Source organism: Candidatus Regiella endosymbiont of Tuberolachnus salignus, from assembly GCF_964020115.1.
GTDB lineage: Bacteria > Pseudomonadota > Gammaproteobacteria > Enterobacterales > Enterobacteriaceae > Regiella > Regiella insecticola.
Window position 1 is genome coordinate 1,877,881 of record NZ_OZ026542.1, and the last position, 26,453, is coordinate 1,904,333.

Annotated in this window: 18 protein-coding genes, 3 tRNA genes and 3 rRNA genes; 7 read left to right on the forward strand and 17 right to left on the reverse strand. The window is 42.0% G+C overall.

Annotation, left to right across the window (positions count from 1 at the left end):
- Positions 1-107: 107 nt before the first annotated feature.
- Entirely contained in the window at positions 108-737 is a 630-nt protein-coding gene (locus AACL30_RS09630; RefSeq protein ID WP_339058445.1) for an MBL fold metallo-hydrolase, read from the forward strand.
- A 241-nt stretch (positions 738-978) separates the two neighbouring features.
- Here AACL30_RS09630 and cytR read toward each other — a convergent pair whose 3' ends face one another.
- Entirely contained in the window at positions 979-2,055 is a 1,077-nt protein-coding gene (gene cytR / locus AACL30_RS09635; protein ID WP_339056495.1) for a DNA-binding transcriptional regulator CytR, read from the reverse strand.
- Positions 2,056-2,107: 52 nt separating this feature from the next.
- Here cytR and AACL30_RS09640 point away from each other — a divergent pair, with 52 nt between their 5' ends.
- Positions 2,108-2,359: a hypothetical protein gene (locus AACL30_RS09640; RefSeq protein ID WP_339056496.1), complete on the forward strand. Its 252-nt coding sequence runs from the start codon at positions 2,108-2,110 to the stop codon at positions 2,357-2,359.
- Positions 2,360-2,470: 111 nt separating this feature from the next.
- Here the strand turns inward: AACL30_RS09640 and priA are convergent, their stop codons facing one another.
- Complete coding sequence (gene priA / locus AACL30_RS09645; protein WP_339056497.1) at positions 2,471-4,669, reverse strand: primosomal protein N'; 2,199 nt, start codon at positions 4,667-4,669, stop codon at positions 2,471-2,473.
- Positions 4,670-4,969: 300 nt separating this feature from the next.
- On the opposite strand from priA, the gene rpmE reads away from it, so the two are divergent.
- Both rpmE and slyA read left to right on the forward strand, forming a co-directional pair.
- Positions 4,970-5,185: a 50S ribosomal protein L31 gene (gene rpmE / locus AACL30_RS09650; protein ID WP_339056498.1), complete on the forward strand. Its 216-nt coding sequence runs from the start codon at positions 4,970-4,972 to the stop codon at positions 5,183-5,185.
- Between the two features lie 1,196 nt (positions 5,186-6,381).
- Positions 6,382-6,822 (forward strand): transcriptional regulator SlyA, encoded by a 441-nt coding sequence (gene slyA / locus AACL30_RS09655; protein WP_339056499.1) that lies wholly within the window; start codon positions 6,382-6,384, stop codon positions 6,820-6,822.
- A 400-nt stretch (positions 6,823-7,222) separates the two neighbouring features.
- Here the strand turns inward: slyA and AACL30_RS09660 are convergent.
- From AACL30_RS09660 to htpG, 3 genes are all read right to left on the reverse strand, one after another.
- Positions 7,223-7,295, reverse strand: a tRNA-Lys gene (locus AACL30_RS09660).
- Positions 7,296-7,434: 139 nt separating this feature from the next.
- Positions 7,435-8,268: a 2,3,4,5-tetrahydropyridine-2,6-dicarboxylate N-succinyltransferase gene (gene dapD / locus AACL30_RS09665; protein ID WP_339056500.1), complete on the reverse strand. Its 834-nt coding sequence runs from the start codon at positions 8,266-8,268 to the stop codon at positions 7,435-7,437.
- Between the two features lie 107 nt (positions 8,269-8,375).
- Positions 8,376-10,370, reverse strand: a complete 1,995-nt coding sequence (gene htpG, locus AACL30_RS09670) for a molecular chaperone HtpG (RefSeq protein WP_339056501.1) — start codon at positions 10,368-10,370, stop codon at positions 8,376-8,378.
- A gap of 185 nt (positions 10,371-10,555) precedes the next feature.
- Between htpG and coaE the strand changes: the two genes are divergently transcribed.
- Positions 10,556-11,176 carry a dephospho-CoA kinase gene (coaE, locus tag AACL30_RS09675; RefSeq protein ID WP_339058446.1) on the forward strand — a complete coding sequence of 207 codons (621 nt, stop codon included), beginning with the start codon at positions 10,556-10,558 and terminating at the stop codon, positions 11,174-11,176.
- A gap of 134 nt (positions 11,177-11,310) precedes the next feature.
- Here coaE and tig read toward each other — a convergent pair whose 3' ends face one another.
- The 9 genes from tig to gloB form a co-directional block, all read right to left on the reverse strand.
- Complete coding sequence (gene tig, locus AACL30_RS09680) at positions 11,311-12,618, reverse strand: trigger factor (RefSeq protein ID WP_339056502.1); 1,308 nt, start codon at positions 12,616-12,618, stop codon at positions 11,311-11,313.
- Positions 12,619-13,220: 602 nt separating this feature from the next.
- Positions 13,221-13,336 (reverse strand): 5S ribosomal RNA (gene rrf, locus AACL30_RS09685).
- A 70-nt stretch (positions 13,337-13,406) separates the two neighbouring features.
- Positions 13,407-16,317, reverse strand: a 23S ribosomal RNA gene (locus AACL30_RS09690).
- Between the two features lie 112 nt (positions 16,318-16,429).
- A tRNA-Ala gene (locus tag AACL30_RS09695) sits at positions 16,430-16,505 on the reverse strand.
- A gap of 87 nt (positions 16,506-16,592) precedes the next feature.
- Positions 16,593-16,669: transfer RNA gene (locus AACL30_RS09700), tRNA-Ile, on the reverse strand.
- Between the two features lie 102 nt (positions 16,670-16,771).
- Positions 16,772-18,314, reverse strand: a 16S ribosomal RNA gene (locus AACL30_RS09705).
- Together the 16S, 23S and 5S rRNA genes with 2 tRNA genes alongside form the textbook arrangement of a ribosomal RNA operon.
- A 353-nt stretch (positions 18,315-18,667) precedes the next feature.
- Positions 18,668-19,450 carry an endonuclease/exonuclease/phosphatase family protein gene (locus tag AACL30_RS09710; RefSeq protein WP_339056503.1) on the reverse strand — a complete coding sequence of 261 codons (783 nt, stop codon included), beginning with the start codon at positions 19,448-19,450 and terminating at the stop codon, positions 18,668-18,670.
- A gap of 174 nt (positions 19,451-19,624) precedes the next feature.
- Entirely contained in the window at positions 19,625-20,821 is a 1,197-nt protein-coding gene (mltD, locus tag AACL30_RS09715; RefSeq protein ID WP_339056504.1) for a murein transglycosylase D, read from the reverse strand.
- 87 nt (positions 20,822-20,908) lie between these two features.
- Complete coding sequence (gene gloB / locus AACL30_RS09720; protein WP_339056505.1) at positions 20,909-21,664, reverse strand: hydroxyacylglutathione hydrolase; 756 nt, start codon at positions 21,662-21,664, stop codon at positions 20,909-20,911.
- A gap of 43 nt (positions 21,665-21,707) precedes the next feature.
- On the opposite strand from gloB, the gene AACL30_RS09725 reads away from it, so the two are divergent.
- Positions 21,708-22,421 (forward strand): class I SAM-dependent methyltransferase, encoded by a 714-nt coding sequence (locus AACL30_RS09725; protein ID WP_339056506.1) that lies wholly within the window; start codon positions 21,708-21,710, stop codon positions 22,419-22,421.
- A 29-nt stretch (positions 22,422-22,450) separates the two neighbouring features.
- On the opposite strand, the gene rnhA is transcribed toward AACL30_RS09725, so the two are convergent.
- Complete coding sequence (rnhA, locus tag AACL30_RS09730; RefSeq protein WP_339056507.1) at positions 22,451-22,936, reverse strand: ribonuclease HI; 486 nt, start codon at positions 22,934-22,936, stop codon at positions 22,451-22,453.
- A gap of 48 nt (positions 22,937-22,984) precedes the next feature.
- Between rnhA and dnaQ the strand changes: the two genes are divergently transcribed.
- On the forward strand, positions 22,985-23,740 hold the full coding sequence (gene dnaQ, locus AACL30_RS09735) for a DNA polymerase III subunit epsilon (protein WP_339056508.1): 756 nt from the start codon (positions 22,985-22,987) through the stop codon (positions 23,738-23,740).
- A 117-nt stretch (positions 23,741-23,857) separates the two neighbouring features.
- Here the strand turns inward: dnaQ and AACL30_RS09740 are convergent, their stop codons facing one another.
- Together AACL30_RS09740 and AACL30_RS09745 are read right to left on the reverse strand one after the other, a co-directional pair.
- A complete protein-coding gene (locus tag AACL30_RS09740) occupies positions 23,858-24,730 on the reverse strand; it encodes a hypothetical protein (protein WP_339056509.1) in 873 nt (290 codons plus the stop codon).
- 199 nt (positions 24,731-24,929) lie between these two features.
- Entirely contained in the window at positions 24,930-26,162 is a 1,233-nt protein-coding gene (locus tag AACL30_RS09745) for a hypothetical protein (RefSeq protein ID WP_339056510.1), read from the reverse strand.
- Positions 26,163-26,453 lie beyond the last annotated feature (291 nt).

Genomic DNA, 26,453 nt, shown 5'->3' on the forward strand with positions numbered 1-26,453 from the left:
ACCTTGAATCAAATTAAAATGATTCAGCTATAGATTGCTATTATATTATTTCTTTTTGGTACTGTTTATTGGGCTAGATTGACATGAAGTATAAAACTCTTCCGATAATGAAATATGAAATTCTTCCGGTCACAGCATTTAATCAGAATTGCTCATTAATTTGGTGCGAAAGGACGCATCAGGCGGTGTTAATCGATCCCGGCGGTGACGCGGATAAATTAACTGCTGCAATAAACCACAAAAAAGTGACCATCAGCAAAATATTATTAACGCATGGGCATTTGGATCACGTCGGTGCCGCTGCTCAATTGGCTAAACATTTTCAGGTTCCCATTCATGACCCAGCAGTAGAAGACCGCTTTTTATTAGAAAAATTACCCATACAAAGCAAAATGTTTGGTCTTGATGAATGCCAACCCTTCGAGCCAACGTGCTGGTTGAAAGAAGGTGATGAAATTACTATCGGCGATATAAAATTAATGGTCTTGCACTGTCCTGGACATACACCTGGCCATATCGTATTCATTAATCGAAAAGACCGTTTAGCTTTAGTCGGTGATGTCATTTTTCATGGTAGTGTGGGGCGTACTGATTTTCCAGGCAGCAGCCATTCACAACTCATTTCTTCTATCCGGAATAAATTATTACCTCTCGGTGATGATATAACCTTCATTCCTGGCCATGGAAAAATTTCAACTTTCGGCGATGAAAGAAAGCATAATCCTTTTATCAGTTAAATACCCATGATTAACGCTTTAGCGTATTTATCTGCCGGCTAACCGGTCACTTTAAGATTATACCCTTAGCCTTTAAAGCCGCTGCGTTGTTGGCGGCGGGGATTCGCCCGAATCGGGTAGTATGTCTATACCTTCGCCTTTCAAGTTACGGCGGCGTTGGCTGCTGGCACTCATCCTCTGTCATGTACCATACCCCTCACCTTTGAAGCCGCCGCGTTGTTGGCTACGGGGTTCGACCGAATCACGTAGTATATCTACGCTCATCGGTCTCACGCCCTGGCCGCCTAGCGGCAACTTGAAGGGCTGTGGGTATAGCAGTACTTTTTCGAATAATTAATTCGTAATCTAGTAAATGAGAACCCGTTTTCGCTCGCTTTCCAGCTAATTGGTCAAGTAACAATAACATCACTTTTTGACCAATTTGATAGCTAGGTTGTGCTACCGTAGTTAATGGAGGATCACAATACTGCGAACACTTCAAATTATCAAAACCGATTAACGAAACATCTTGTGGGATCCGTAATCCCAATTGTTTTGCCTGCCAAATTGCCCCAACCGCCATAATATCACTGTAAAAAAATATGGCGGTTGGTGCATAAGGCAGAGCCATTAAAGTAGCAAATGCCTTTATGCCAGACTCATAGCTGCAATGTGCACGAACAATATATTCATTTTTTATTGCAATGTTGTTACGACGCAATGCTTGAATATAGCCCTGTAAACGATAATAACTCAGTGGCATAGTTTCCAATCCGGCGACACAAGCAATATGTTGATGACCCAACTTGTAGAGGTAATTAACAGCTTGAAAAGCCGCGCTGAGATTATCAATGTGTACCGTAGAAAGCTCCAATTCAGGCACAAACTCGTTAGCCATCACCATCGGTGGCAAATTGGGTTGTTGTTCTTTAGTAATATCAAAAGGCAGATTGGCACCCAAAAGCAACATACCAGCAATTTTTTTACTTATAGTAAGATCAATAATGGTTTTTTTTGACCAAATTTGTTGTACGCAATCAACAATAATAATAAGGTAACTATGATCGAGTGCCGTTTCTTTGATCCCCTGAATAATCTCTAAAAAAAATGGATCGCTGATATCCGGTACAATAACCAAAATATTATGTGATTTACGATGTTTAACATTGCGACAAAGAGCATTCGGATAATACCCCGCTTTGACTACAGCCTGTTCTACTTTTTTCCTCGTATCAGATGAGACTTTTTCCGGTTTCATCAATGTACGGGATACCGTGGCAGTTGAAACACCTGCTATTTCAGCAACATTTTTCATGGTTAGTTTTTTTTTCTGCTCCAACAGTTTTCTCCCCCCGCTGGCTGCAACTGACAATTCGTATATTGTATACCCAATGAATTTCGAGTTACGGCTAGGTGGCCAGGGCGACCGACCGATGAGCGTAGACATACTACCTGATGAGGCGAACACCCGCAGCCAACGCCGCCGTAACTTGAAAGGCGAAGGGTATATACCCACAGTCCTTGAAGTTGCCGCTAGGCGGCCAGGGGGTGAGACCGATGAACGTAGACAACTACGTGATTCGGCGAACACTCGCAGCCAACAACGCGGCGGCTTCAAAGGCGAAGGGTATATATACAGATAATTAGCGCCATGTGTTACCTAATACACCTAAAATAGATACTCAAAATTATTTTTTTCGATCCGACACGCAAAATCTGTGAATCTTTTCTTTGTTGCAGCAACAAAAAATAAACTAATGATCGATAGGATCAATATCCAACGCCCATTTAACCTTTCTAGCTAATGGTAATTTATTGATCAGTGGCTTGGCATGGGTAATTAACCGTTGTAATAATGAACGAGAAGGATGTTGTAATAATAGTTGCCAACGAAAGCGTCCACTGCGCTTTGCTTGTAAAGCAGGTACTGGTCCCATGATCCACAATGCTTCGTCTTTCCAAGGACTAGATTCCAGTAAACTTTTTAATTGTCGTAAAAATAATGCTGATTGTTGGTTATCGTGATCTTCGCAACGCACGACGATATGACTGCTATAAGGGGGTAAAGATACGCTTTTTCGCTCTATTAATGCCTGTTCAGCAAAGGCGTTATAGCCTTGTTGCAATAAAATTTGCAGTAAGGGATGTTCCGGATGATGTGTTTGTAAAAAAACTTCTCCTGGCTTACCCGCTCGGCCAGCGCGGCCAGAAACTTGAATATAAAGCTGAGCAAAATTTTCCGCCGAACGAAAATCAGAAGAAAAAAGTGCACCATCGACATCCAATAGTGCCACCAAAGTAACATCTGGAAAATGATGCCCTTTAGCCAACATTTGAGTACCAATCAAAATACGGCCTCCACCTTGATGAATCTCTGCCAAATATTTTTCCAATGCTCCTTTGCGGCTAGTAGTATCACGATCAATACGTGTAATTGGAATATCAGGGAAGCACGGCAATAAATGATTTTCCAATTGTTCAGTGCCTACCCCGACGGTAATCAAATGAGTAGAACCACAATTGAGACATTGTTTTAAGACAGGCCGCTGACTATCACAATGGTGGCAACGTAGCTGACGCAAATTTTGATGCAGAGTATAATAATGATCACAACGCTGACATTCTGCAATCCAACCACATTCATGGCAAAGCAACACGGGAGCATAGCCCCTACGGTTTAGAAATAACATTACCTGATTATTAGCCTGAAGGTGAGTTCTGATCCGTGCTAACAGAGGTTGTGAAAGCCCTACAGTCAATGCCAAGCCTTTCAAGTCAATTAAGTGTTGGACTTCAGGTTTAGCATTACCGGCGCGTTTTAATAACCTTAGCTGCCGATATTTTGCTATCTGCACATTGTGTAACGTTTCCAAAGAAGGGGTCGCCGATCCCATGATGATCGGAATATCCTCTTCCTTCGCGCGACATACTGCAAGATCACGCGCATGATAACGCCAGCCTTCATGCTGTTTATACGAATTGTCATGTTCTTCATCAATAATAATCACACCCAATCGTAAAAAAGGGGTGAACAATGCAGAGCGAGTACCTATAACAACAGCAGCCTCACCGCTACGCGCCCGTAACCATATCGATAATCGTTCACTGTCATTTAATGCTGAATGCAGCGTTACAACAGGCACATTAAAGCGTTGCCGAAAGCGAGTAATAGTTTGAGGGGTTAGCGCAATTTCAGGCACTAAAATAAGAGCCTGTTTCCCTTGAGCCAAGATATTTTCTAATATACTGAGATAAACTTCGGTTTTACCCGAGCCTGTTACGCCCGCCAATAACCAAGCCACAAAATGGTGAGCTTCATTACTAATCGCAGTTACCGCAGCGGATTGCTCAGTGTTAAGCGGTAAAGGTTCACCTACTACTAAAGCTTTGTGACGCCAATCATTAAAAACAGGTTTCTGCTCACGCAGTGTAATTAATTCCTTACTGTGTAACGTATGTAATGCCCTTGTAGCTAAAGCCATTTTTTGCGCTTCATCACAGTAAAGCGATTGTTTTAACAATATTGCCAACACTTGTTGTTGTTTCGGTGCTCTTTTCAAACTATCTAAAGGAGTCATCCTGCCTTTTTCAGTAACAACCCACTCGTATCTTGGAGGAAGTTGAGTCGGTTTACCTTGGCGTAATAAAACAGGTAATGAATGGAACAGAACTTCGCCGATAGGGCAATGATAATAATCAGATGCCCATAAAAGAATACGCCAAAGAGCGGTAGGAAATAGGCTTTGCTTATCTAAAATGGCATCAATCGTCTTAAGTTTTTCAGGGGGTAGTTCACTCGTTGTACTTATCGCTGTCACTATACCAATCGCTGTGCGTTTTCCGAAAGGAACTCTAACCCGCGCTCCCACCGTTGGAGACACCATGGTATTACCTAACTGATAATCGAAAGTACGAGCCAGCGGTACAGGTAATGCAATTTGAAAAACGAGCATGGGATCTCATCCTTCTTGGTAAATAAAAATGAGTGGCGCTTACATTGTTAATAACAACATATCCTCTTCGCCTTTGAAGCCGCCGCGTTGTTGGCTGCCAGCTCTCTCGCCCTCATGGTATGTCCACGCTCATCGGTCGGCCGCCCTGGCAGCCGAAGGCAACTTCAAATGCGAAGGGGATATATGGCTAGATTGCGTCGAAGGTTAACATCTTGTATGATCCGCGACTATTGATAACTACGTGTGGTGTCTGGCGGGATAAAGGCCTGATAGCGACACGGTCTTAAAGAGAGCTTTGCTATGAAAGATAATACCCACCCGCAATACCATTCAATTACTGCATCTTGCTCTTGTGGTAACGTTATGAATATCTGTTCGACCCTTAATCACAACATAAACTTAGATGTTTGTGGTAAATGCCACCCCTTTTATACCGGTAAACAACGTGAGGTAGCTACAGGTGGTCGTGTTGATCGCTTTAACAAACGTTTTACTATGCCTAGCATTTCTCGATAATAATCTCTTCAATCTACATACAAAGAAAGGCGCCTTAGGCGTCTTTTCCATGATAACAGAAAATTAAATAAAAGATTCAAAATCCTATACTATCAAGATTATATATCTCTGGTTGTGTATGAGTGTTTTTCCCGTATCAGGAATTATCATTAGTGGCATGCTGCAACCTATTTAGAGCTTAAGCCGAAAATGATCCTCGATGAGGAGGATGTCGTCACAGTTAGAGATGATAAATTATAGTAATGATTTATTAACCATGATATCTTTTTCAAGGTATTAACCCTATTGACATTGCTAGCGTGTCTGGCACAGAAATGATAGGCTATGCACCCTTGAAATTGGATTGTTATGCTCAATGAGTTTCTATTAACGATGCATATAACACACAATAATCACAACACCATTAATGAAAACATTGTATGGCAAGGCATTTATAGCTCTTAAAACACTAAATTTTGTAGAAATTCTATGGTGCTTTAGCTAGTGGCGTACCGGTTACAGGGTATAAATGAAAATTTTGCGGCCTTAAAATTTATTCGAAATCTTCTTGAACGACGCTCAAACGAGGAAAAAGCGCAGCGGCCTTTTTTATACAAAACAAGGCAGTAAATGAGCATTTTAAGCCCGTTTTTGACAAAATATCAGCGAAGACAAGGGATTTCAAATAGGCTCTAAGACTTTTCATGCACAAGCGGCGACCTGTGAAGCGGGGAGGGCTCGCCTAATAGAGTGGGGAGCAGTCACAAATTGATAAAATTACAGTAAAACAATCATTATCAGACTTCCTTCAGTGATCAATTGATTATCATGGACTAGTATTCTTGCCAACCGGCTACAGATTTTTGGGGCAAATAGGTTGTGGGGTGTAAAGATCATTGTCACCTATCACTGCTAAAAGAAATACCGCTAAATGTTAATGACTGTACAGAAACTATGTCAAAACATAGTTTCTGTAGTGACGGCGTAGACGGACAAACACAACGAAAGTGGGGTTCAATAAGTGAATTAAAAAGTAATACTGTACTTTGAATGAATTAACCTAAACGAATATCTCACTACGGCCAATGCATTCACTATATTTATTGCCTAATCATAACATTATGCAGTATATATATGTTCGTGTTTTTAATATTGTTGTCTTGAAATATATTGGACCATGGGAATTATGATAGCAAGCTAATTATAAGGAGAGGCAGGTGGAATCAACATTAGGAGCTGATTTAGCAAGATTAGTTCGCCAATGGCGGACAGTAATCGATGAGAGGCTAAAACCACAGGGGCTGACTCAATCCCATTGGGTTACATTACATAATATTAATTGTTTACCAGAAGAGCAATCCCAGATACAACTTGCGAAAGCCATCGGTATCGAACAACCTTCACTTGTTAGAACTTTAGATCAATTAGAGGAAAAAAAATTAATAGTACGGCATACGTGTAAAAATGATCGTCGTGCTAAAAAGATACAGTTAACTGAGGCTGCCAAGCCTATTATCGAACACGTTAATTGCGTCATTATTGAAAGAACATGTAAAGAAATTTTAGAAAATATACCAAAAGAGGATCTTGAATTCTTATCAAAAATCATCAAAAAACTTGAAGATAATATTATAAAATTGCAAGACACGAAGCGGTAGGTAATAATAAAATTTCATTCATGTCCTTTTCCACAATACAAAAAACTAAGCCGAGTAAAACTCGGCTTTATACAATTTACCATCCAATAAGGAACACAATCGCTCCCAGAGCCTGACTATAGCCGAAATCAGCTTAATTTGATTCTGTGTTGTCGTCGCTTGCCGTACTATTTGTACTGCTGCGCGCTCCTCCGCCTTAAATCAAATTAAGCTGATTTCGGCTATATCAAAAGAGTTTATGGTATTTTTAGAAGGTATTAGTTAGAAACCGGCAATGACAACATGCTTCAGCTTAAACCAATAAGATCACTAAGACCCATTTAAATTTTCTTGCCCATTTTTTATCGGCGTTGTGCTAGAAAAATTTCGAATAAGCTTTTGTAACTAGACAACTGTTTTGTGGGTCGTGCTGGATTCGAACCAGCGACCAATTGATTAAAAGTCAACTGCTCTACCGACTGAGCTAACGACCCCCTATTTCTTTATTGCTTGGATTTTCTATCTAACCCTGACAATGAAAGCATATGCTACTATCTTATCTTTTTAGTGCAACTTAAATTTCTTATAAAATAACTGATTGTTTTTTATTTGTTCATCTCGAGTAAAATACAATCATTTTAATGAATATTGATCAATATTACGTAACAACTCATTAATACTTGTTTTAGCCCGGGTTTTTGCATCCACTTTTTTCACAATAATCGCACAGTATAAGCTGTAATCACCTGCTTGTGAGGGAAGAGTACCCGACACAACAACAGAGCCTGCGGGTATACGGCCATAAGAAATTCTCTTAGTTTCACGATCATAAATACGGGTGCTTTGACCAAGATAAACTCCCATTGAGATTACTGTGTTTTCTTCTACGATGACCCCTTCAACTACTTCGGAGCGAGCACCAATAAAACAGTTATCCTCAATAATTGTCGGATTAGCTTGTAATGGCTCCAACACCCCACCAATGCCAACACCACCAGAGAGATGAACATTTTTACCAATTTGTGCACAAGATCCTACGGTAGCCCAGGTGTCTACCATCGACCCCTCATCAATAAAGGCACCAATATTAACATAAGAGGGCATCAAAATGGCGCCAGGTGCGACAAATGCCCCTTTTCGTACACTAGCCGGAGGAACCACCCGCACACCCTCAAGTTGAAAGCGTGCTGTATCATGGTTGGAAAATTTCAATGGGATTTTGTCGTAATAGTGCGTTTCAGCACCTGAAATTAACTGATTGTTATTGATAAGAAAAGAGAGTAATACCGCTTTTTTTAGCCATTGATGCGTGATCCACTGACCATTAATTTTTTCTGCTACTCGCAGTAAACCTGTGTCTAACTCATTTATCACTTGGTTAATCACAATACGGGCGCTCGAGTCTATCTTATCTGGCGCAGTACGCAGGTCGAAAGCTTGCTCAATCACAGTTTGTAGTTGCTGCATATCATGCTTTTTCCTGAAAAGAGATTAAAATTTTGACAAGCAAATCATTTTAAGCAAAGCATTAATGCCGCCCCTAAAATAAAGATTAGAGACGACATTAATAAAAATTACAGACTCAACAATAATTGATTTATACGACGTGCGAAACAGTTAGGATCATCTAAAGTACCTCGCTCGGCCAATAATGCTTGATCGAGGAATAGCTCAATCCATTCTGCGAATTGTTTATCATCACTCATATCAGCAACACGTTTTACCAAAAGATGATCTGGATTTAATTCGAAAATATATTTTACTTCCGGTGCTTTCTGACCCGCAGCAGCAAGTAATTTCGCCATCTGCGTGCCCATTTCATTACTATCCGTGGTGACGATAGCCGGTGTCTCTGTTAAACGATGTGTTAATCGCACTTCTTTTACTTTGTCACCCAAGAGCTCTTTTACCCGTTTAACAAAAGGCTCTAGCGCTTTTTCTGCTTCTTTCTGCTCCGGTTTTTTTTCTTCATCAGCCAGTTTATTGATAGAATCATCTGCCTTGCTCACGGAATGTAATTTTTTTCCTTCAAATTCAGTGAAGTATCCCATCATCCATTCGTCGACACGATCAGATAATAGTAGCACTTCAATTCCTTTTTTGCGGAATAATTCCAAATGTGGGCTACTCTTCGCAGCATCGTAACTGTCTGCAGTGATAAAGTAAATTTTATCCTGCTCTGAGGACATGCGAGCAATATATTCTTCCAGTAAAACGGTTTGTTCCGAGCTGTCATTATGTGTTGAAGCAAAACGTAGCAGTTTAGCAATGCTTTCTTTATTGGCATAATCTTCTGCCGGCCCTTCTTTTAATACCTTGCCAAATTGCAGCCAAAATTTTTGATATTTTTCACTGTCGTCTTTAGCCAATTTCGCTAACATTTTCAGCACACGTTTTGTTAATGCGCTACGCAAACTTTGAGTAATTTTGTTATCTTGCAAAAGTTCGCGTGAAACATTGAGAGGAAGATCATTGGAGTCAATTAAACCACGGACAAAGCGCAAATAGTTAGGTAAAAACTGTTCTGCATCGTCCATAATAAATACCCGCTGCACATACAGCTTTAAACCGTGTTTATGCTCACGGTTCCACATATCCCAAGGGGCTTGCGCAGGAATATACAGTAGACTGGTATACTCTTGCTCGCCTTCTACACGATTATGACTGCACAGCAAAGGATCGACAAAATCGTGAGAGATATGCTTGTAAAGTTCATTGTATTCCGCCTCTTTGATTTCATTTTTACTACGAAGCCATAACGCCTTGGCTTTGTTGATCTGTTCCCAGGTAACCGTTTCCTCTGTCTCAGTAGGTGTTGCAGGATCTTGAGCAGCATCATCAGTGGCTTCAGCGTCAATAACAGATTCTTGATCGGCCTCTGCGTTTTCATCTTTTTTCGCTTCTACTGCCTTTTCTACTTTTGTTCTATTCTCGATTTCTACTGGTAATGCAATATGGTCGGAATATTTGCTGATGATTGAGCGTATTCCCCAGTTGTCGAGATATGCATCTTCACCTTCACGTAAATGCAGTGTAATTTCAGTACCACGAGCTTCTTTGGTGATAGTGGCGATAGTGTAATCGCCCTCTCCAGAGGATTCCCACAATACGCCAGCATCGACTGGCTCGCCAGCTGCGCGGGTACAGACGGTGACTTTATCTGCTACGATAAAAGCAGAATAAAAACCAACACCAAATTGACCGATTAACTGACTGTCTTTGCTCTGATCTGAACCCATAGATTCAAGGAAAGCTTTGGTACCTGATTTAGCAATGGTTCCCAAATTATCAATCACTTCATCACGGCTCATACCAATACCGTTATCACTTATGGTAAGGGTGCGTTTCTCCTTGTTAACGGAAACTCGAACCCGTAGATCAGTATCTCCTTCGTACAATTCTGGCTTAGAAAGCGCGCGAAAACGCAGCTTATCTGCAGCATCCGACGCGTTTGAAATTAATTCACGCAAAAATATTTCTTTATTAGAATAAAGTGAATGGATCATCAAATGGAGCAGTTGTTTGACTTCAGATTGAAACCCACGTGTTTCTTGATTTTTCGTACTCATTAAATTACCTCAATCCAAGGCTGATAAGTAAAGCAGTGCAGATCAGATGGGGGTAACCTGAAAGGGTTTCAAGTGTGGCAATAAAAAAAGAGGAAACGATTTCTATAAAAATTTACAGAGTAAATATAAGTGTAATACTAACTATAATGTTAACATGCAATGAAAAACCGAAAGATATACTATTAATGACTTATGTTGTCGCACTCACAGGTGGAATCGGTAGCGGAAAAAGCACTGTCGCTGAAGCGTTCGCCAATTTGGGAGTACCTTTAATCGATGCAGATGTCATTGCTCGTCAAGTAGTTCAGCTCGGCACAGATGCATTGAGTCAGATTGTAACACGTTATGGAAATAATATATTGCTTGCTGACGGTTCGCTAAATCGAGCGGTATTACGGCAAAAAATATTCAGTGAGCAACAAGAAAGAGCATGGTTAAATTCGCTATTGCATCCTCTTATCCAACAAGAAACCCAGCGCAGAATAACAGCAACTAAAGAACCATATCTAATTTGGGTTATTCCTCTATTGATCGAAAATAACTTATTTTCTCAAGCCGACCGAGTTTTATTAGTCGATGTAGATAAAGGAATACAATTAACTAGGATAATATCCCGAGATAATATAACTCGTCAGCAAGCAAAACAAATTTTATCCGCACAAACCACACAAAAAGAACGGTTAGCTTGTGCTGATGATGTTATTAATAATAATGGCAATTTTGCAGAGCTTTCATCGATGGTTAGCACCCTACATCAGCAATATTTAGATTTTTTATTGTTACCAAATTTAACTAAAAAATTTTAAATTACATGAAAAAACGATTCTGCTTGCCAATATTATATAAAAAAAGGGCACAAATATTATTGTACCCGGTAATAATGCTATTTATCCTTTAAAATCTTAAAAATTAACATTAATCCACAACCATACGATAAACACTACATAGTAGGTACTTGGCTCATTAATTCAGTAAAATTCATTTTTTTATCAATAACTTTTACTTTATCTAAAATATATTCTACTGCCTTCTCTTCTAAAATTGCGCTACGTATATTATTCAACAATTCTTCGTTATTATTATAATAATCGATAACTTGCTGCGGGTTTTCATAAGCTGATGCAATTTCTGATAGTCGTTTATCCAACAGTACTTTATCAACTTTCAGATCATTTTTAGAAATTATTTCTGCGAACAACAAACCAACAACTACGCGCTGCCTTGCTTTTTCTTCAAATAGCTTACGCGGTAGTCCTGACATTGATGTTTTATTATCACTAAAACGTCTGATGACTTGTCCATAGAGGGCATCAATTTCTTTCTCAACTAACGCTTTCGGAACATCAATTTCATGCGATTTTAGCAATTCTTCTATAAGCTTAGTTTTAATACTGTTACGTACCGTATTTTTCAGCTCACGTTCCATATTTTTACGTACTTCACCACGTAAATTAACTAAAGAACCATCAACTATACCAAGTTTTTTAATAAGCTCTTCAGTTAATTCTGGTAATTGTCGGACTTCTATTTTTTTCAAGACTATAGCAAAGCTGGCCAATTTACCGCGTAATTTTTCAACTTGGTAGTCCTCTGGAAAATTTGTCTCGATGACAAATTTATCTCCGATTTTATGATCTAAAATACCCTCTTCAAAACCGGGGATCATTTTATTTTCACCCATAACCAGAATAAAATCCGTCTCTGATCCTCCTTCAAATTCCACACCATCAATAGAACCAGCAAAATCAATGGTTACACGATGATCTTTAGCTTTTACCACATCGTTAGTTTCTTGCCAACTAGCTTGCTGTTTACGTAAGGTTTCCAGCATGGCGTCAACATCAGCATCATTTATTTCAACGATAGGCCTTTCTGCTTCAATATCTTGCAGATTTTTTAATTCGATATCCGGATAAACCTCAAATTCTACAGAGTAACTAAAATTTTCACCTTTTTTATATTCACCAGGAAAATAACTTGGAGGGCTAGCAAGATTAATATTCTCTTTTTCAATCGCATCAAAAAAATTACGCTCCATCATATCACCCAACACGTATTGAAGCACCTCAACACTGTAGTGACGTTTAACAATATCCATTGGTGCTTTACCTTTACGGAAACCGTCAATTCGAACATTCTGAGCTTTTTTAATGAGTCTATTTTTAACTGCGGTTTCAATAGGATCAGCAATAAGCGTAATAGTGGCACGGCGACCCAAACCCTGGGTGGTTTCAATAGAAACTTGCATCTATGTTACCTCAAAAAAATATTATCATGCTCGGTCAACTGTAGAATGCATAACAAAGCAGCATATACCGTTCGCCTTTGAAGCCCCACCGCGTTGTTAGCTGCGGGTGCTCGCCAAATCACGTAGCATGTCTACGCTCATCGGTCTCTCGCCCTGGCCGCCTAGTGGCAACTTAAAGGCGAACGGTAATAATCATAGCTAACTTTGAAAATGTCTCCTAGAAACCAGGACAACCGTATTACAAATACTGAGTGCCCCAAATATCACAAGTATCCCGAAACCATTCTGGAAAAATGAGAGGCAGCATTATAGCGAAGCATAGGATATGAGTCGAGGGAAGTAAGGTATTTGCTCATGATCGCCCCATAAAATTCCGGCTGACGAAAGCGATGCGAAGAGATTTTTATTTATATTTGAGGAGGGTTTTAAGAAATTAAAAAATCCGTGAATAAAACGGTTTTACAGTACAGTAACTTATACCCACGACGAATTTTACTCATAATTGAAAAACACCGTGTTTCATCTGAACTACCGCACCACCGATTTTTTGATTTTCGAGAAAAAGGCCTCTGGCATTGAACAAGAGGCTTGTGGTATTGGGTGCCTGGCGGTGACCGACTCTCACATGGGGAGACCCCACACTACCATAGGCGCAACGGTGTTTCACTGCTGAGTTCGGAATGGGCTCAGGTGGTGCCACCGCGCTATAGCCGCCAGGCAAATTCTGTATGCTGCGTACACAGCTAATCTGTTAACAAGCGCGTAAACCAAAACACTTTCGGTGTTGTGAAGTTAAGCCTATCGGGTCATTAGTACTGGTCAGCTCAATGTGTCACCACACTTACACACCCAGCCTATCAACGTCTTAGTCTTAAACGTCCCTCAAGGGAAGACTCATCTCGGGGCAAGTTTCCCGCTTAGATGCTTTCAGCGGTTATCTCTTCCGCATGTAGCTACCGGGCAATGCCATTGGCATGACAACCCAAACACCAGTGATGCGTCCACTCCGGTCCTCTCGTACTAGGAGCAGCCCCCCTCAATCTTCCTACGCCCACGGCAGATAGGGACCGAACTGTCTCACGACGTTCTAAACCCAGCTCGCGTACCACTTTAAATGGCGAACAGCCATACCCTTGGGACCTACTTCAGCCCCAGGATGTGATGAGCCGACATCGAGGTGCCAAACACCGCCGTCGATATGAACTCTTGGGCGGTATCAGCCTGTTATCCCCGGAGTACCTTTTATCCGTTGAGCGATGGCCCTTCCATTCAGAACCACCGGATCACTAAGACCTACTTTCGTACCTGCTCGAGCCGTCACTCTCGCAGTCAAGCTAGCTTATGCCTTTGCACTAACCTCACGATGTCCGACCGTGATTAGCTAACCTTCGTGCTCCTCCGTTACGCTTTAGGAGGAGACCGCCCCAGTCAAACTACCCACCAGACACTGTCCTCGCACCGGATTACGGCGCTGAGTTAGAAAACCAAAACTCACAGGGTGGTATTTCAACGGCGACTCCACAACAACTGGCGTCATCGCTTCAACGTCTCCCACCTATCCTACACAGTCAGTTTCAACTCCCAGTGTCAAGCTATAGTAAAGGTTCACGGGGTCTTTCCGTCTTGCCGCGGGTACACTGCATCTTCACAGCCATTTCAATTTCACTGAGTCTCGGGTGGAGACAGCCTGGCCATCATTACGCCATTCGTGCAGGTCGGAACTTACCCGACAAGGAATTTCGCTACCTTAGGACCGTTATAGTTACGGCCGCCGTTTACCGGGGCTTCGATCAAGAGCTTCGTATCTCTACTAACCCCATCAATTAACCTTCCGGCACCGGGCAGGCGTCACACCGTATACCTCCACTTACGTGTTTGCACAGTGCTGTGTTTTTAATAAACAGTTGCAGCCAGCTGGTCTCTGCGACTGACTTCAGCTACAGGGAGCAAGTCCCCTCACCTAATGCCAGCGTGCCTTCTCCCGAAGTTACGGCACCATTTTGCCTAGTTCCTTCACCCGAGTTCTCTCAAGCGCCTTAGTATGCTCTACCTGACCACCTGTGTCGGTTTCGGGTACGATTGACTGTAACCTAAGCTTAGAGGCTTTTCCTGGAAGCCGGGCATCAACTACTTCTGCACCTAAGTGCTTCGTCATCACGCCTCAGTGTCTATGAAAAAGCGGATTTGCCTACTCTTTCCACCTACACGCTTAAACCGGGATTACCGTCACCCGGATAGCCTAGCCTTCTCCGTCCCCCCTTCGCAGTCACAACCAGTACGGGAATATTAACCCGTTTCCCATCGACTACGCTTTTCAGCCTCGCCTTAGGGGTCGACTCACCCTGCCTCGATTAACGTGGGACAGGAACCCTTGGTCTTTCGGCGAGCGGGCCTTTCACCCGCTTTATCGTTACTTATGTCAGCATTCGCACTTCTGATACCTCCAGCTCGCCTCTCAGCTCACCTTCTACGGCTTACAGAACGCTCCCCTACCCAATAACGTCGTCTCCAACGCTACTGCCGCAGCTTCGGTGGAGGGTTTAGCCCCGTTACATCTTCCGCGCAGGCCGACTCGACCAGTGAGCTATTACGCTTTCTTTCAATGATGGCTGCTTCTAAGCCAACATCCTGGCTGTTTTCGCCTTCCCACTTCGTTTCCCACTTAACCCTCACTTCGGGACCTTAGCTGGCGGTCTGGGTTGTTTCCCTTTCCACGACGGACGTTAGCACCCGCCGTGTGTCTCCCGTGGTCACATTCTTCGGTATTCGCAGTTTGCATCGGGGTGGTAAGCCGGGATGGCCCCCTAGCCGAAACAGTGCTCTACCCCCAAAGATTAACCCACGAGGCGCTACCTAAATAGCTTTCGGGGAGAACCAGCTATCTCCCGGTTTGATTGGCCTTTCACCCCCAGCCACACGTCATCCGCTACTTTTTCAACAGGAGTCGGTTCGGCCCTCCAGTTAGTATTACCCAACCTTCAGCCTGCACATGGCTAGATCACCGGGTTTCGGGTCTATACCCTGCAACTATTCGCCCAGTTAAGACTCGGTTTCCCTACGGCTCCCCTATTCGGTTAACCTCGCTACAGAATATAAGTCGCTGACCCATTATACAAAAGGTACGCAGTCACCCTTACCACACTCGCGTATGATTCAGGCTCCCACTGCTTGTACGTACAGGGTTTCAGGGTCTATTTCACTCCCCTCCCGGGGTTCTTTTCGCCTTTCCCTCACGGTACTGGTTCACTATCGGTCAGTCAGGAGTATTTAGCCTTGGAGGATGGTCCCCCCTTCTTCAAACAGGATTTCTCGTGTCCCGTCCTACTCTTCGAGCTCACACTATTGCTACCTTCGAGTACGGGGCTATCACCCTCTTTCGCAGGCCTTTCCAGACCCTTCCTCTGATAACAACAATGATGCACACTCTGGGCTGCTTCCCTTTCGCTCGCCGCTACTCAGGAAATCTCGGTTGATTTCTTTTCCTCGGGGTACTTAGATGTTTCACTTCTCCCGGTTCGCCTCGTTAAACTAGTTTATTCATCTAACGATAGTGCAACTGCTTGCACTGGGTTTCCCCATTCGGGTATCAACGGCTAATAACGCTTCCTATCAGCTCACCGTCGCTTTTCGCAGATTTGCACGCCCTTCTTCGCCTCTGACTGCCTAGGCATCCGCCCTGTACGCTTCTATCACTTAACTTCACAACCCGAAAGTGTCTTACTAATAAACACTTCTCGCTGTTCATTACTCGCTTGTTCCAGATTGTTAAAGAGCATTTTAATACATTAGAATAAATTTTGACCACTTCACATGGTGGAGCTAAGCGGGATCGAACCGCTGACCTCCTGCGTGCAAGGCAGGCGCTCTCCCAGCTGAGCTATAGCCCCATAGGCAAAAATTAACTTGACCCATCGTCACAGCACGCCCTGGTAGAATCACCTCACAAAGCAGTTCTTCGTCCTATCGTGCCGCGTTGGTGGGTCTGAGTGGACTTGAACCACCGACCTCACCCTTATCAGGGGTGCGCTCTAACCACCTGAGCTACAGACCCAACAAGGTTCGATTGCTAAACCTAACCCGCTTTCTTATTAAAATTGCTCGCTACTTTCATCAGACAATCTGTGTGAGCACTCAGCGTAGCCGCCATCTTTGGTAAGGAGGTGATCCAACCGCAGGTTCCCCTACGGTTACCTTGTTACGACTTCACCCCAGTCATGAACCACAAAGTGGTAAGCGCCCTCCCGAAGGTTAAGCTACCTACTTCTTTTGCCGCCCACTCCCATGGTGTGACGGGCGGTGTGTACAAGGCCCGGGAACGTATTCACCGTAGCATTCTGATCCACGATTACTAGCGATTCCGACTTCATGGAGTCGAGTTGCAGACTCCAATCCGGACTACGACGCACTTTATGAGGTTCGCTTACGTTCGCACGCTCGCCGCTCTTTGTATGCGCCATTGTAGCACGTGTGTAGCCCTACTCGTAAGGGCCATGATGACTTGACGTCATCCCCACCTTCCTCCGGTTTATCACCGGCAGTCTCCTTTGAGTTCCCACCATCACGTGCTGGCAACAAAGGACAAGGGTTGCGCTCGTTGCGGGACTTAACCCAACATTTCACAACACGAGCTGACGACAGCCATGCAGCACCTGTCTCACGGCTCCCGAAGGCACTTAAGCATCTCTGCTAAATTCCGTGGATGTCAAGAGTAGGTAAGGTTCTTCGCGTTGCATCGAATTAAACCACATGCTCCACCGCTTGTGCGGGCCCCCGTCAATTCATTTGAGTTTTAACCTTGCGGCCGTACTCCCCAGGCGGTCGATTTATCGCGTTAGCTTCGGACGCCATAACACTAGGTCACAACCTCCAAATCGACATCGTTTACAGCGTGGACTACCAGGGTATCTAATCCTGTTTGCTACCCACGCTTTCGCACCTCAGCGTCAGTCCTTGTCCAGGGAGCCGCCTTCGCCACCGGTATTCCTCCAGATCTCTACGCATTTCACCGCTACACCTGGAATTCTACCCCCCTCTACAAAACTCTAGCCAGCCAGTCTCAAATGCCGTTCCCAAGTTAAGCTCGGGGATTTCACATCTGACTTAACTTACCGCCTACATGCCCTTTACGCCCAGTTATTCCGATTAACGCTCGCACCCTCCGTATTACCGCGGCTGCTGGCACGGAGTTAGCCGGTGCTTCTTTTGCGGGTAACGTCAATCGATAAGCATATTACTCTTACCTCCTTCCTCCCCGCTGAAAGTGCTTTACAACCCTAAGGCCTTCTTCACACACGCGGCATGGCTGCATCAGGCTTCCGCCCATTGTGCAATATTCCCCACTGCTGCCTCCCGTAGGAGTCTGGACCGTTTCTCAGTTCCAGTGTGGCTGGTCATCCTCTCAGACCAGCTAGAGATCGTCGCCTAGGTACGCCATTACCGCACCTACTAGCTAATCTCATCTGGGTTCATCTTATGGCGTGAGGCCCTAAAGTCCCCCACTTTGGTCTTGCGACATCATGCGGTATTAGCCACCGTTTCCAATGGTTATCCCCCTCCATAAGCCAGATCCCCAGACTTTACTCACCCGTCCGCCGCTCGCCGGCAGAGTAGCAAGCTACTCCCCGCTGCCGCTCGACTTGCATGTGTTAGGCCTGCCGCCAGCGTTCAATCTGAGCCATGATCAAACTCTTCAATTTATTACTTTTTTAACAACTTCATAGACCCTGCTTTCTATTATGTTTCCATAAAAAAAACAAATTCCAATCCGCTGTCAGCTTTTATACTGCTTTTACTGCCCTCAATATTACAGAGCAGCACAACAGCGCACTCGCCAGTGCCCACACAGATTGTCTGATAAATTGTTAAAGAGCTTCTCGTCTAGCCTTACAACGAGAGGGCGCATTCTACCCTTTCTTCTCACAGAGTCAAGGCCTTCTTTTACTAAGCTCCCCTTCTTCTGTGGGGTCGCATTATAGCCCCTTTATTAACGCCCGCAACCTTTAATTTAAGAAAAAAAATTAGATGTCTATTTATCGTTCAAAAGATTTCATTATAGTAAAAAATCAACACGTAGAGGATTATGATCCGAAGCGCGTGTTACTAATACAGATGCTTCGGCCACATACAAATCACGGAAAAAAATAAAGTCCAGTGGAAACCCAAATACTCGACTACGATTATCAATAAAAAATTCTACCTCTTGTAATTCCATGCTTCGGGTAAATAAACGTAAAGCATTCACCCGCTGACGATTCCAAGCATTGAAATCTCCTGCGAGTATTAGTGGCCCACGATGCAACGCAATTTTTGCGCCGATCGAGCTAAATTGTTTACTGTAAACATTCACCCCTACACTGAAATTTACCGCATGGATATTAACCACCATCAGTGATCGTCCATCCTGAATGGGATAAACTGTAACTAAAGCTGATTTGGACAAACGTAACAATGGCTCTCGTTCACGCAGCGGGCAACAATAAATAGGATGAGCAGCAGCTAACGTCATTACGCCAGAAGGATGATGAGGCAAAGTAAAAGCAGGCACTTGATCTGTTGTCAAATAGTGAGAGGTAGCAAAGCGCACCATTTCAGGCGTCGTTCGCGCTTCTTGCAACAACATCAATTGAGAATCTTTACCAAATTTCTTTAGTACAGCCAACCAGCTGACCCGCTGTTGCTTAAAAATATTCCACACCACAACCCGTAAAAATTTTGATGCTTGTAACGGCGCACACAAAGGCAAGCCCTGCCTGGGAAAATAGGCAGAGCTTGAAAAGATCTGTTCAACTGGTTTACCAGCCACATATCGCATTGCATGTGTTCGTTTCGGCACGCTAATTGTCTATTCCATCGCTCATATCTATTCTATACCCTTCGCCTTTCAAGTTAAGACGGCGTTGGCAACGATCACTTATCCTCCTCTGTCATGTACTATTTGTACACTCCTGGGATTCGATTGATGGCCTCCTTGCCGTAACTCGAAATTCATTGGGTATATTATCTTCTCCTACCTGCCTGTTTTTAAAGTTTGGCCAACTTTCAAAAAATCTGACGTAGTTAAGTTATTCCAATTTTGCAAATCATATGGATCGATATTAAAACGCTTGGCTATCGTAGATAAAGTGTCCCCTTGGCGTACTTTATATTGTAAAACTGACTCTGCATTAGGATTATTTTTCACCAATCGCGCAGGCTGAGGCACCATAAATTTAGCCTCGGCGAGTGAATTTTTAAAATGCCTAGCATTATCCTCAGGCAGCACGATGTAATGAGGGCCGTTAGGCGCTGTTACATCTAATTTATAGCCAGCATTATAAAATTTCAACTGAGCTAACGACAAACCAGACATCTCAGCAACTCGACTGAGTTTCATCTGGCGCCCAATATCCACACGGGCTAACCCATGTCTTTTATCGGTATTAGGTAATTTAAAGTTATGCTGTTTGTGATTTTTGATAATATGACTCAAAGCGAGCATTTTTGGCACGTAAATAGAGGTTTCACGTGGCAAAGATAATTCCCAAAAATTCGTTGATTTACCTTGTCGTCTATTAGCGCTTATCGCTTTATTAACTCGCCCTGCACCACTATTGTACGCCGCGAGCGTCAACAACCAATCACCATCAAACCTGCGATTTAAATTCTCCATTAAGTCAAGCGCTGCTTTAGTAGACGCCACAATATCCAGGCGACCGTCATACCATCGATTTTGTTTTAAGCCATAATGCAAGCCAGTACTAGGCACGAACTGCCACAACCCGGCGGCACCGGCTCCAGAAGTTGCACTGGGGTCAAAAGCACTCTCCACTATGGGTATCAGTATCAATTCCATCGGCATCTCACGTCTTTGGATCTCAGATACAATCAGGTACATGTACGGGTTAGCTCGTGCTATAACATGGTGGAGATCACTCTTATTTTTTAAATATTTTATTTTTTGTTCACGGATCAGGCTGTTATCCTGAAACTTCATCTTCAGCTCGCTACTAACAAAGTGCCACAGATTGGGTTGCGAGAGGCTATCTTTACCTTTCGTTAACCGTCCCAATTTCTCTTGATTGCTATCTATGTATTTTCTTGCTTCGTTTTCTACACTTGCCGAAGACAAACTCTGTGCATGCTGTATGGGGAGCTGTGTACCTAATTTTGATGTTTGACAGCCCACCAGCAAGACCGAGGCGAGAAATATCGCTTTAGTCTTCATCTATTATATATCTCTGTTACTCTCATCTTTCCTGGTTAAAAGATGAGCGATAATACTTTGATCTGACAAATAAAACAACTAAAAGCTTTAAAAACGATCTTTCATCATCCGTAAAGCAGAGAAAACTAAAGAAAGAGAAGTTAAGGATTTTCCCCCCAGAACTCTTTTTTGTAGCTCAATCTCATCACAACGTAAAAAAATATTGATCTCACGTTCCCATTGCAAAGTTGTCGGTAGGCTAGGTTGTTTTTCTGCCCGTAATTGCATTACTTTTTTTTGATAGGCTTCAATTTTTTTATCTTCCGCTAAAATTGAACGAGCAAAGGCTAAATTGGAGAGCGTATATTCGTGGCCACCACAAATTAAGGTATCGTCAGGCAATTGCATAATTTTTTGCAATGATCTATACATTTGATCGCCGGTACCTTCAAATAACCGGCCACAACCGGCAGAAAATAGCGTGTCTCCACAAAAAAGATAAGGCGCATTGTAGTATGCAATATGACCCAATGTATGCCCCGGAACAGCGATAACCGAAAAATTTTGACGACCAATAATCAAATCATCGCCCTCTTCTATTAGCTTGGTTGCACCTTTTTTTTCTGTTTCTTGCGGCCCGTAAACAGGTATCTGTGGAAAATGTTTTAGCAATTCAGGAACACCATCGAGATGATCCTGATGATGATGAGTTAATAAAATGGCATCCACAATGAGATGTCGTTTATTTAAGATGGCTAAAACGGGAGACGCTTCTCCAGGATCGACAATAATGCAATGATCTTGTTCGTCTATTAATAACCAAATGTAATTATCTTGTAATGCTGGAATACTGATCAGATTCATCCGATACCTATGCTCAACCATTCAAATATGAAGATAATAAAACATGAAACCTGCGCAATTATACCTGAAGACTCATGCGCCCACATCTTGGAGCGAACTCCCTTGGGGAGAGTATTATCGGGCTGCTATTGAAGAGGCAATGCAGCCCTGGTGGTCAAAATTTTTTGGTTTTCATTTACTCAAGATAGGTCATCTCAGTGCTGAAATCGCCAGTGATCAGTGTAGCATCAGTCACCAAGTGAGTGCTGTTGAACAAGGTTACAATACACAAGTGCTCGCTAGCCCTTATCAACTCCCTTTTGCCGAAAAATCAGTGGATGTTTGTCTACTTTTACATACTTTAGCCTACGGGACGGATCCTCATCGTATTTTACGTGAAGTTGATCGAATATTAACCGACGACGGCTGGTTAGTCACCACTCACTTCAATCCGCTAAGTTTATTAGGAGTGGGAAAATTATTACCGCTATTACGCCATCGTGAACCTTATGTCAGCAGAATGTTTACCCGAATACGTATACTTGATTGGCTTAATTTGCTCAATTACCAGGTGATGCATCAATCTCATTTTCACGTATTACCCTGGCATAAGAGAGGCGGCGGAAGTGCTATGAATACTCATCTTACCGCGCTGGGTTGTATTAGCCTGACCATTGCACGTAAACGTACGTTGCCATTAACGTTGATGCCAATCAAATTTGCCACAAGAAAGCCTTGCTTTAACCGTGCCCTGGGTGTGACCAAAAACTATAGCTGAATCAGCCCAATTTAATTCAGCTTATATCGTCAGGTGCCTTGATCTGACAGGGATGAAGCTTCATAACCGATGTCTTTTTGACTTGGGTTGTTGGCAGCTGTTCGTGCTAATTGATCACAGCGTTCGTTTTCAAGATGACCTGCATGACCTTTCACCCATAACCAGGTCACTTGATGGTTTTGGATCACGCCATCTAAACGCTGCCATAAATCGGCATTTTTTACCGGCGTGCGTTGAGTGGTTTTCCAGCCACGTTTTTTCCAGTTATGGATCCATTCGCTAATCCCTTGACGAACATATTGACTGTCACTACTGAGCCTGACTTGACAAGGTGATGTCAGCGCTTCGAGCGCAATAATCGCCGCCATAAGTTCCATACGGTTATTTGTGGTTAAATAATAGCCATCACTGAGGATTTTTTCATGCTGTTTATAGCGTAAAATAGCGCCATATCCTCCCGGTCCGGGATTACCCAAACATGAACCATCAGTGAAAATTTCTACCTGTTTATGCATTCTGATAGACTCTTCATTAAAATCCCAATTCTGACATAAGCGAACACAATGAACACGGCAACAAGACGACAAATTGTTTTGGATACTGAAACCACAGGGCTCAATAAGGTAGGAGCGCATTATCAAGGCCACCGGGTTATTGAAATCGGGGCGGTTGAGATGGTGAATCGGCGTTTAACCGGTAATCATTTTCATGTCTATTTGAAACCTGATCGATTAGTCGATCCCGAAGCCTATGCTATTCATGGTATTAGTGACGAATTTTTAGCAGATAAACCCACCTTTGCCGATACAGCCAAAAGGTTCCTCGATTTTATTCGTGGAGCGGATTTAATCATCCATAATGCCGCCTTTGATATTGGCTTTTTAGATTATGAATTTCGTTTACTAGAGCAGAATAGCGCTAAGATTGAAACCTTTTGCACGATCACCGATAGTTTATTGTTGGCGCGACAGTTGTTCCCCGGTAAACGTAATAATTTAAATGCGTTATGTGATCGTTATCATATCGATAACAGTAAACGGACGTTGCACGGCGCGTTACTCGATGCCGAGATTTTAGCGGAAGTTTATCTGGCAATGACAGGGGGGCAAACTTCGCTCTCTTTTTCGATGGAAACCGATCAGCAGCAGCAAAATAATAAAGAAGAAATTAAACCCATTGAGCGCCCGACCTCAGCGTTAAAAATTATTTATGCCAGTGCCGATGAATTAGCAGCGCACAAGGCACTGCTAGAGGGGATGGTGAAAAAGGGGAAATGCTTGTGGCGAGATTCATCTTGCAATTCTAACCTGCTGATATGATAAAAAAAGCCACTAGCCAAAAATGATCTGATAAATGGCGGGTGATTATCTAACTGAGAAGATTTGCTTCATGATATTTTTTAATCTCCAAGCTATTTACACCGCCATCAATTTTTTCTAGTTTAAAATGATGATCCTTTTTCTCCTGGGAAGAGAATATATCTCTCCATTTTGTAGATACTTCAATTCAAGATTAGCTGGTTTAGGTGGCTTTGTAGGATACTGACTGATCAGCATAGGCGATACGCTTTGGAGCCGTCTACGACCAGCTGGTGTAAGTGGTACGAAAGACCCAAAAACAGTTCGTGGTAGTAGCACCGGCGGCTCTTTTTTCTCTACAGGAGGCTGACTGGCCGCACTCGATACTTGTTTGAGCCGTTTACGACCAGCTTGAATATCATCTTGTGTAACTCGAAGAATAGTTCGCGACAGTGGCACCGGCTTCTGTGTAGCATTCTTAATATCATCTAAGTTCTGTTGATGTTTATTATATCTAATTATATAACTTATCGCTTTCATTTCATGTTCATTCTTAGCTAGAATAATTGCATTTCCTCCATTTAGATTGACTAATTTTTCTAGTCTATCTAGACCATTGCGATCAATTTTATTTCTACTTATCAATTCCTCCCATTGACTTTTCATCTCACTCATTATTTTATTGCTATTTTTTTCCTCTCTTTTTAATCCATCAATATTTTTATTTTTCTTATTTAAGAGATAATTTTTTTTTAATGCTTGACTACTATTGCTTGTGTTTTCTATATTTTCTAATGCGTTTAGTTTTGCAGAAATTTTTTTATTTTCTTTCAAAAGCGCAGCCGTTCTCTGTACACCACTTCTACAGGATAATATGTTCATAATGTAATCTCTCATATAGAATGTTATTGAAGTAATTATAAATACTATTTTTAACATCCATTTTAACTTTATAATTACTGCTATATTAGGTTTATTTATTATATGCTTGTGGCAAAATTCATCTTGCAATTCTAACCTACTGATATGATAAAAAAAGCCACTAGCCAAAAATGATCTGATAAATGGCGGGTGATTATCTAACTGAGAAGATTTGCTTCATGATATTTTTTAATCTCCAAGCTATTTACACCGCCATCAATTTTTTCTAGTTTAAAATTATGATCCTTTCATCCTCCTAGGAAGAGCATATTATGTAGTTCCCTTTTCTTCATACCTCGGTACTTTCTTTTAACTTTTCAAGAGCATAGGAAGTTGCTACTGGATCAGGTAAAGCTGCTACTGGTTTAAATTCAAACTTGGATGAGAAATTTGTTACCTGCTTATCTGACATAGGAGACTGACTGACCGCGCCCCGTTTAAGATAATCTGGTTTAGGTGGCACTGGCGGCTTTTCTTTCTGAGGAGGTGCAAGATTAGATTCAGATTGCCCACCCATCAGCTTCTCAGAAAACGGCTGTGGTTTTAGTACCAATGAGGTATCATCAGGAGCAGAATTAGATGGTGAGGTTAATGCCACTGATCTCGGTGATGCATTACCGGATTTGAAGTTAGTGATAAAAAATTCAAGATCATCTATTTTTCTATTAATATTATCTATTCCTTCTTTTAATTTCGTTTCTTCCAAAAAATCTTGAACACTGTTCCCTAACCCCTCTAATTTTTCTTTTTTTGCTGCCAGATCTTTTTTGAAAGATAATATATGTTCCTTCGCTTTCAATATTTCTTTATCCAATACTGTGGAATCGTCTTCTACCATTTTAGGAGCACGTTCTTGTGTAAATGCTGTGAAGTCATCTCCCGCTTTCCTAGCCATAAATATCTCCGCTCCATTCCTTGGCTCAGCTACATTTAGTGAACTTCCTGGCGCTAGCGATAACGGTGTACCAGTACTAGTACTAGTATCAATCAGCCCCTTACTTGGACGCGAGTGAGGGGCATATGTCGTTCTACCGCTCGCCCAGGTTGAGAAATCCTCTTCCGCTTTCCTAAAATCCTCTTCCGCTTTCCTATTAGTCATAAATATCTCCGCTGCACTTCTTGTTGGAGATAAATTTAGCGAACTTTTTATCGGTGTCGATGACTGTGTATTAGTACTAGTATCAATCAGATCCCCAGTCACAAGATTGAATTTATTTTTTAAATTTTCAATTTTTTCAATTACATTATTATGTTTATCTGTATCTTTATCTTTATTATTAGATTTTTCTCTAGCTTTACTTTCAAAAACAGAAAGTTTAATAAAAGAATCACGTATTTTTATTGTTAATTTTTCTGTTTTTTCTTGAGTAGCCTCATTAACATTAACGCCTTTATTTTTTACTTCAGTAATGTATTTTTCAATATCCTTATTTAGTCGTTTCATTTCTTTTTCAGTATTTACGGTATTACTTCTTCCCAAAAATTGGGAAAGCTTATGTGACATAGAACCTAAAACTTTCATAATAACCTCATTTTATTTTTAATAATAATCTTAAATTTATTTTTTATGGCCTAAGAATATTAAATGTTATCTCGTTCAATAAATACCAAAAATCGCTCATTCAATAAACATTATTATTTTAAATCAAGTAGTAATATAAATAAGATAACGTATATTTACATTAGTTTTAAAATAACAATAAATAAAATGATTTATCGATATAACATCCTATTTATTGGCTTTAAATTAAAAATCTTCGCCGAAAAAATTAAATTCATATTTAAAATAAAAATATCAGCTGAATTAATATGC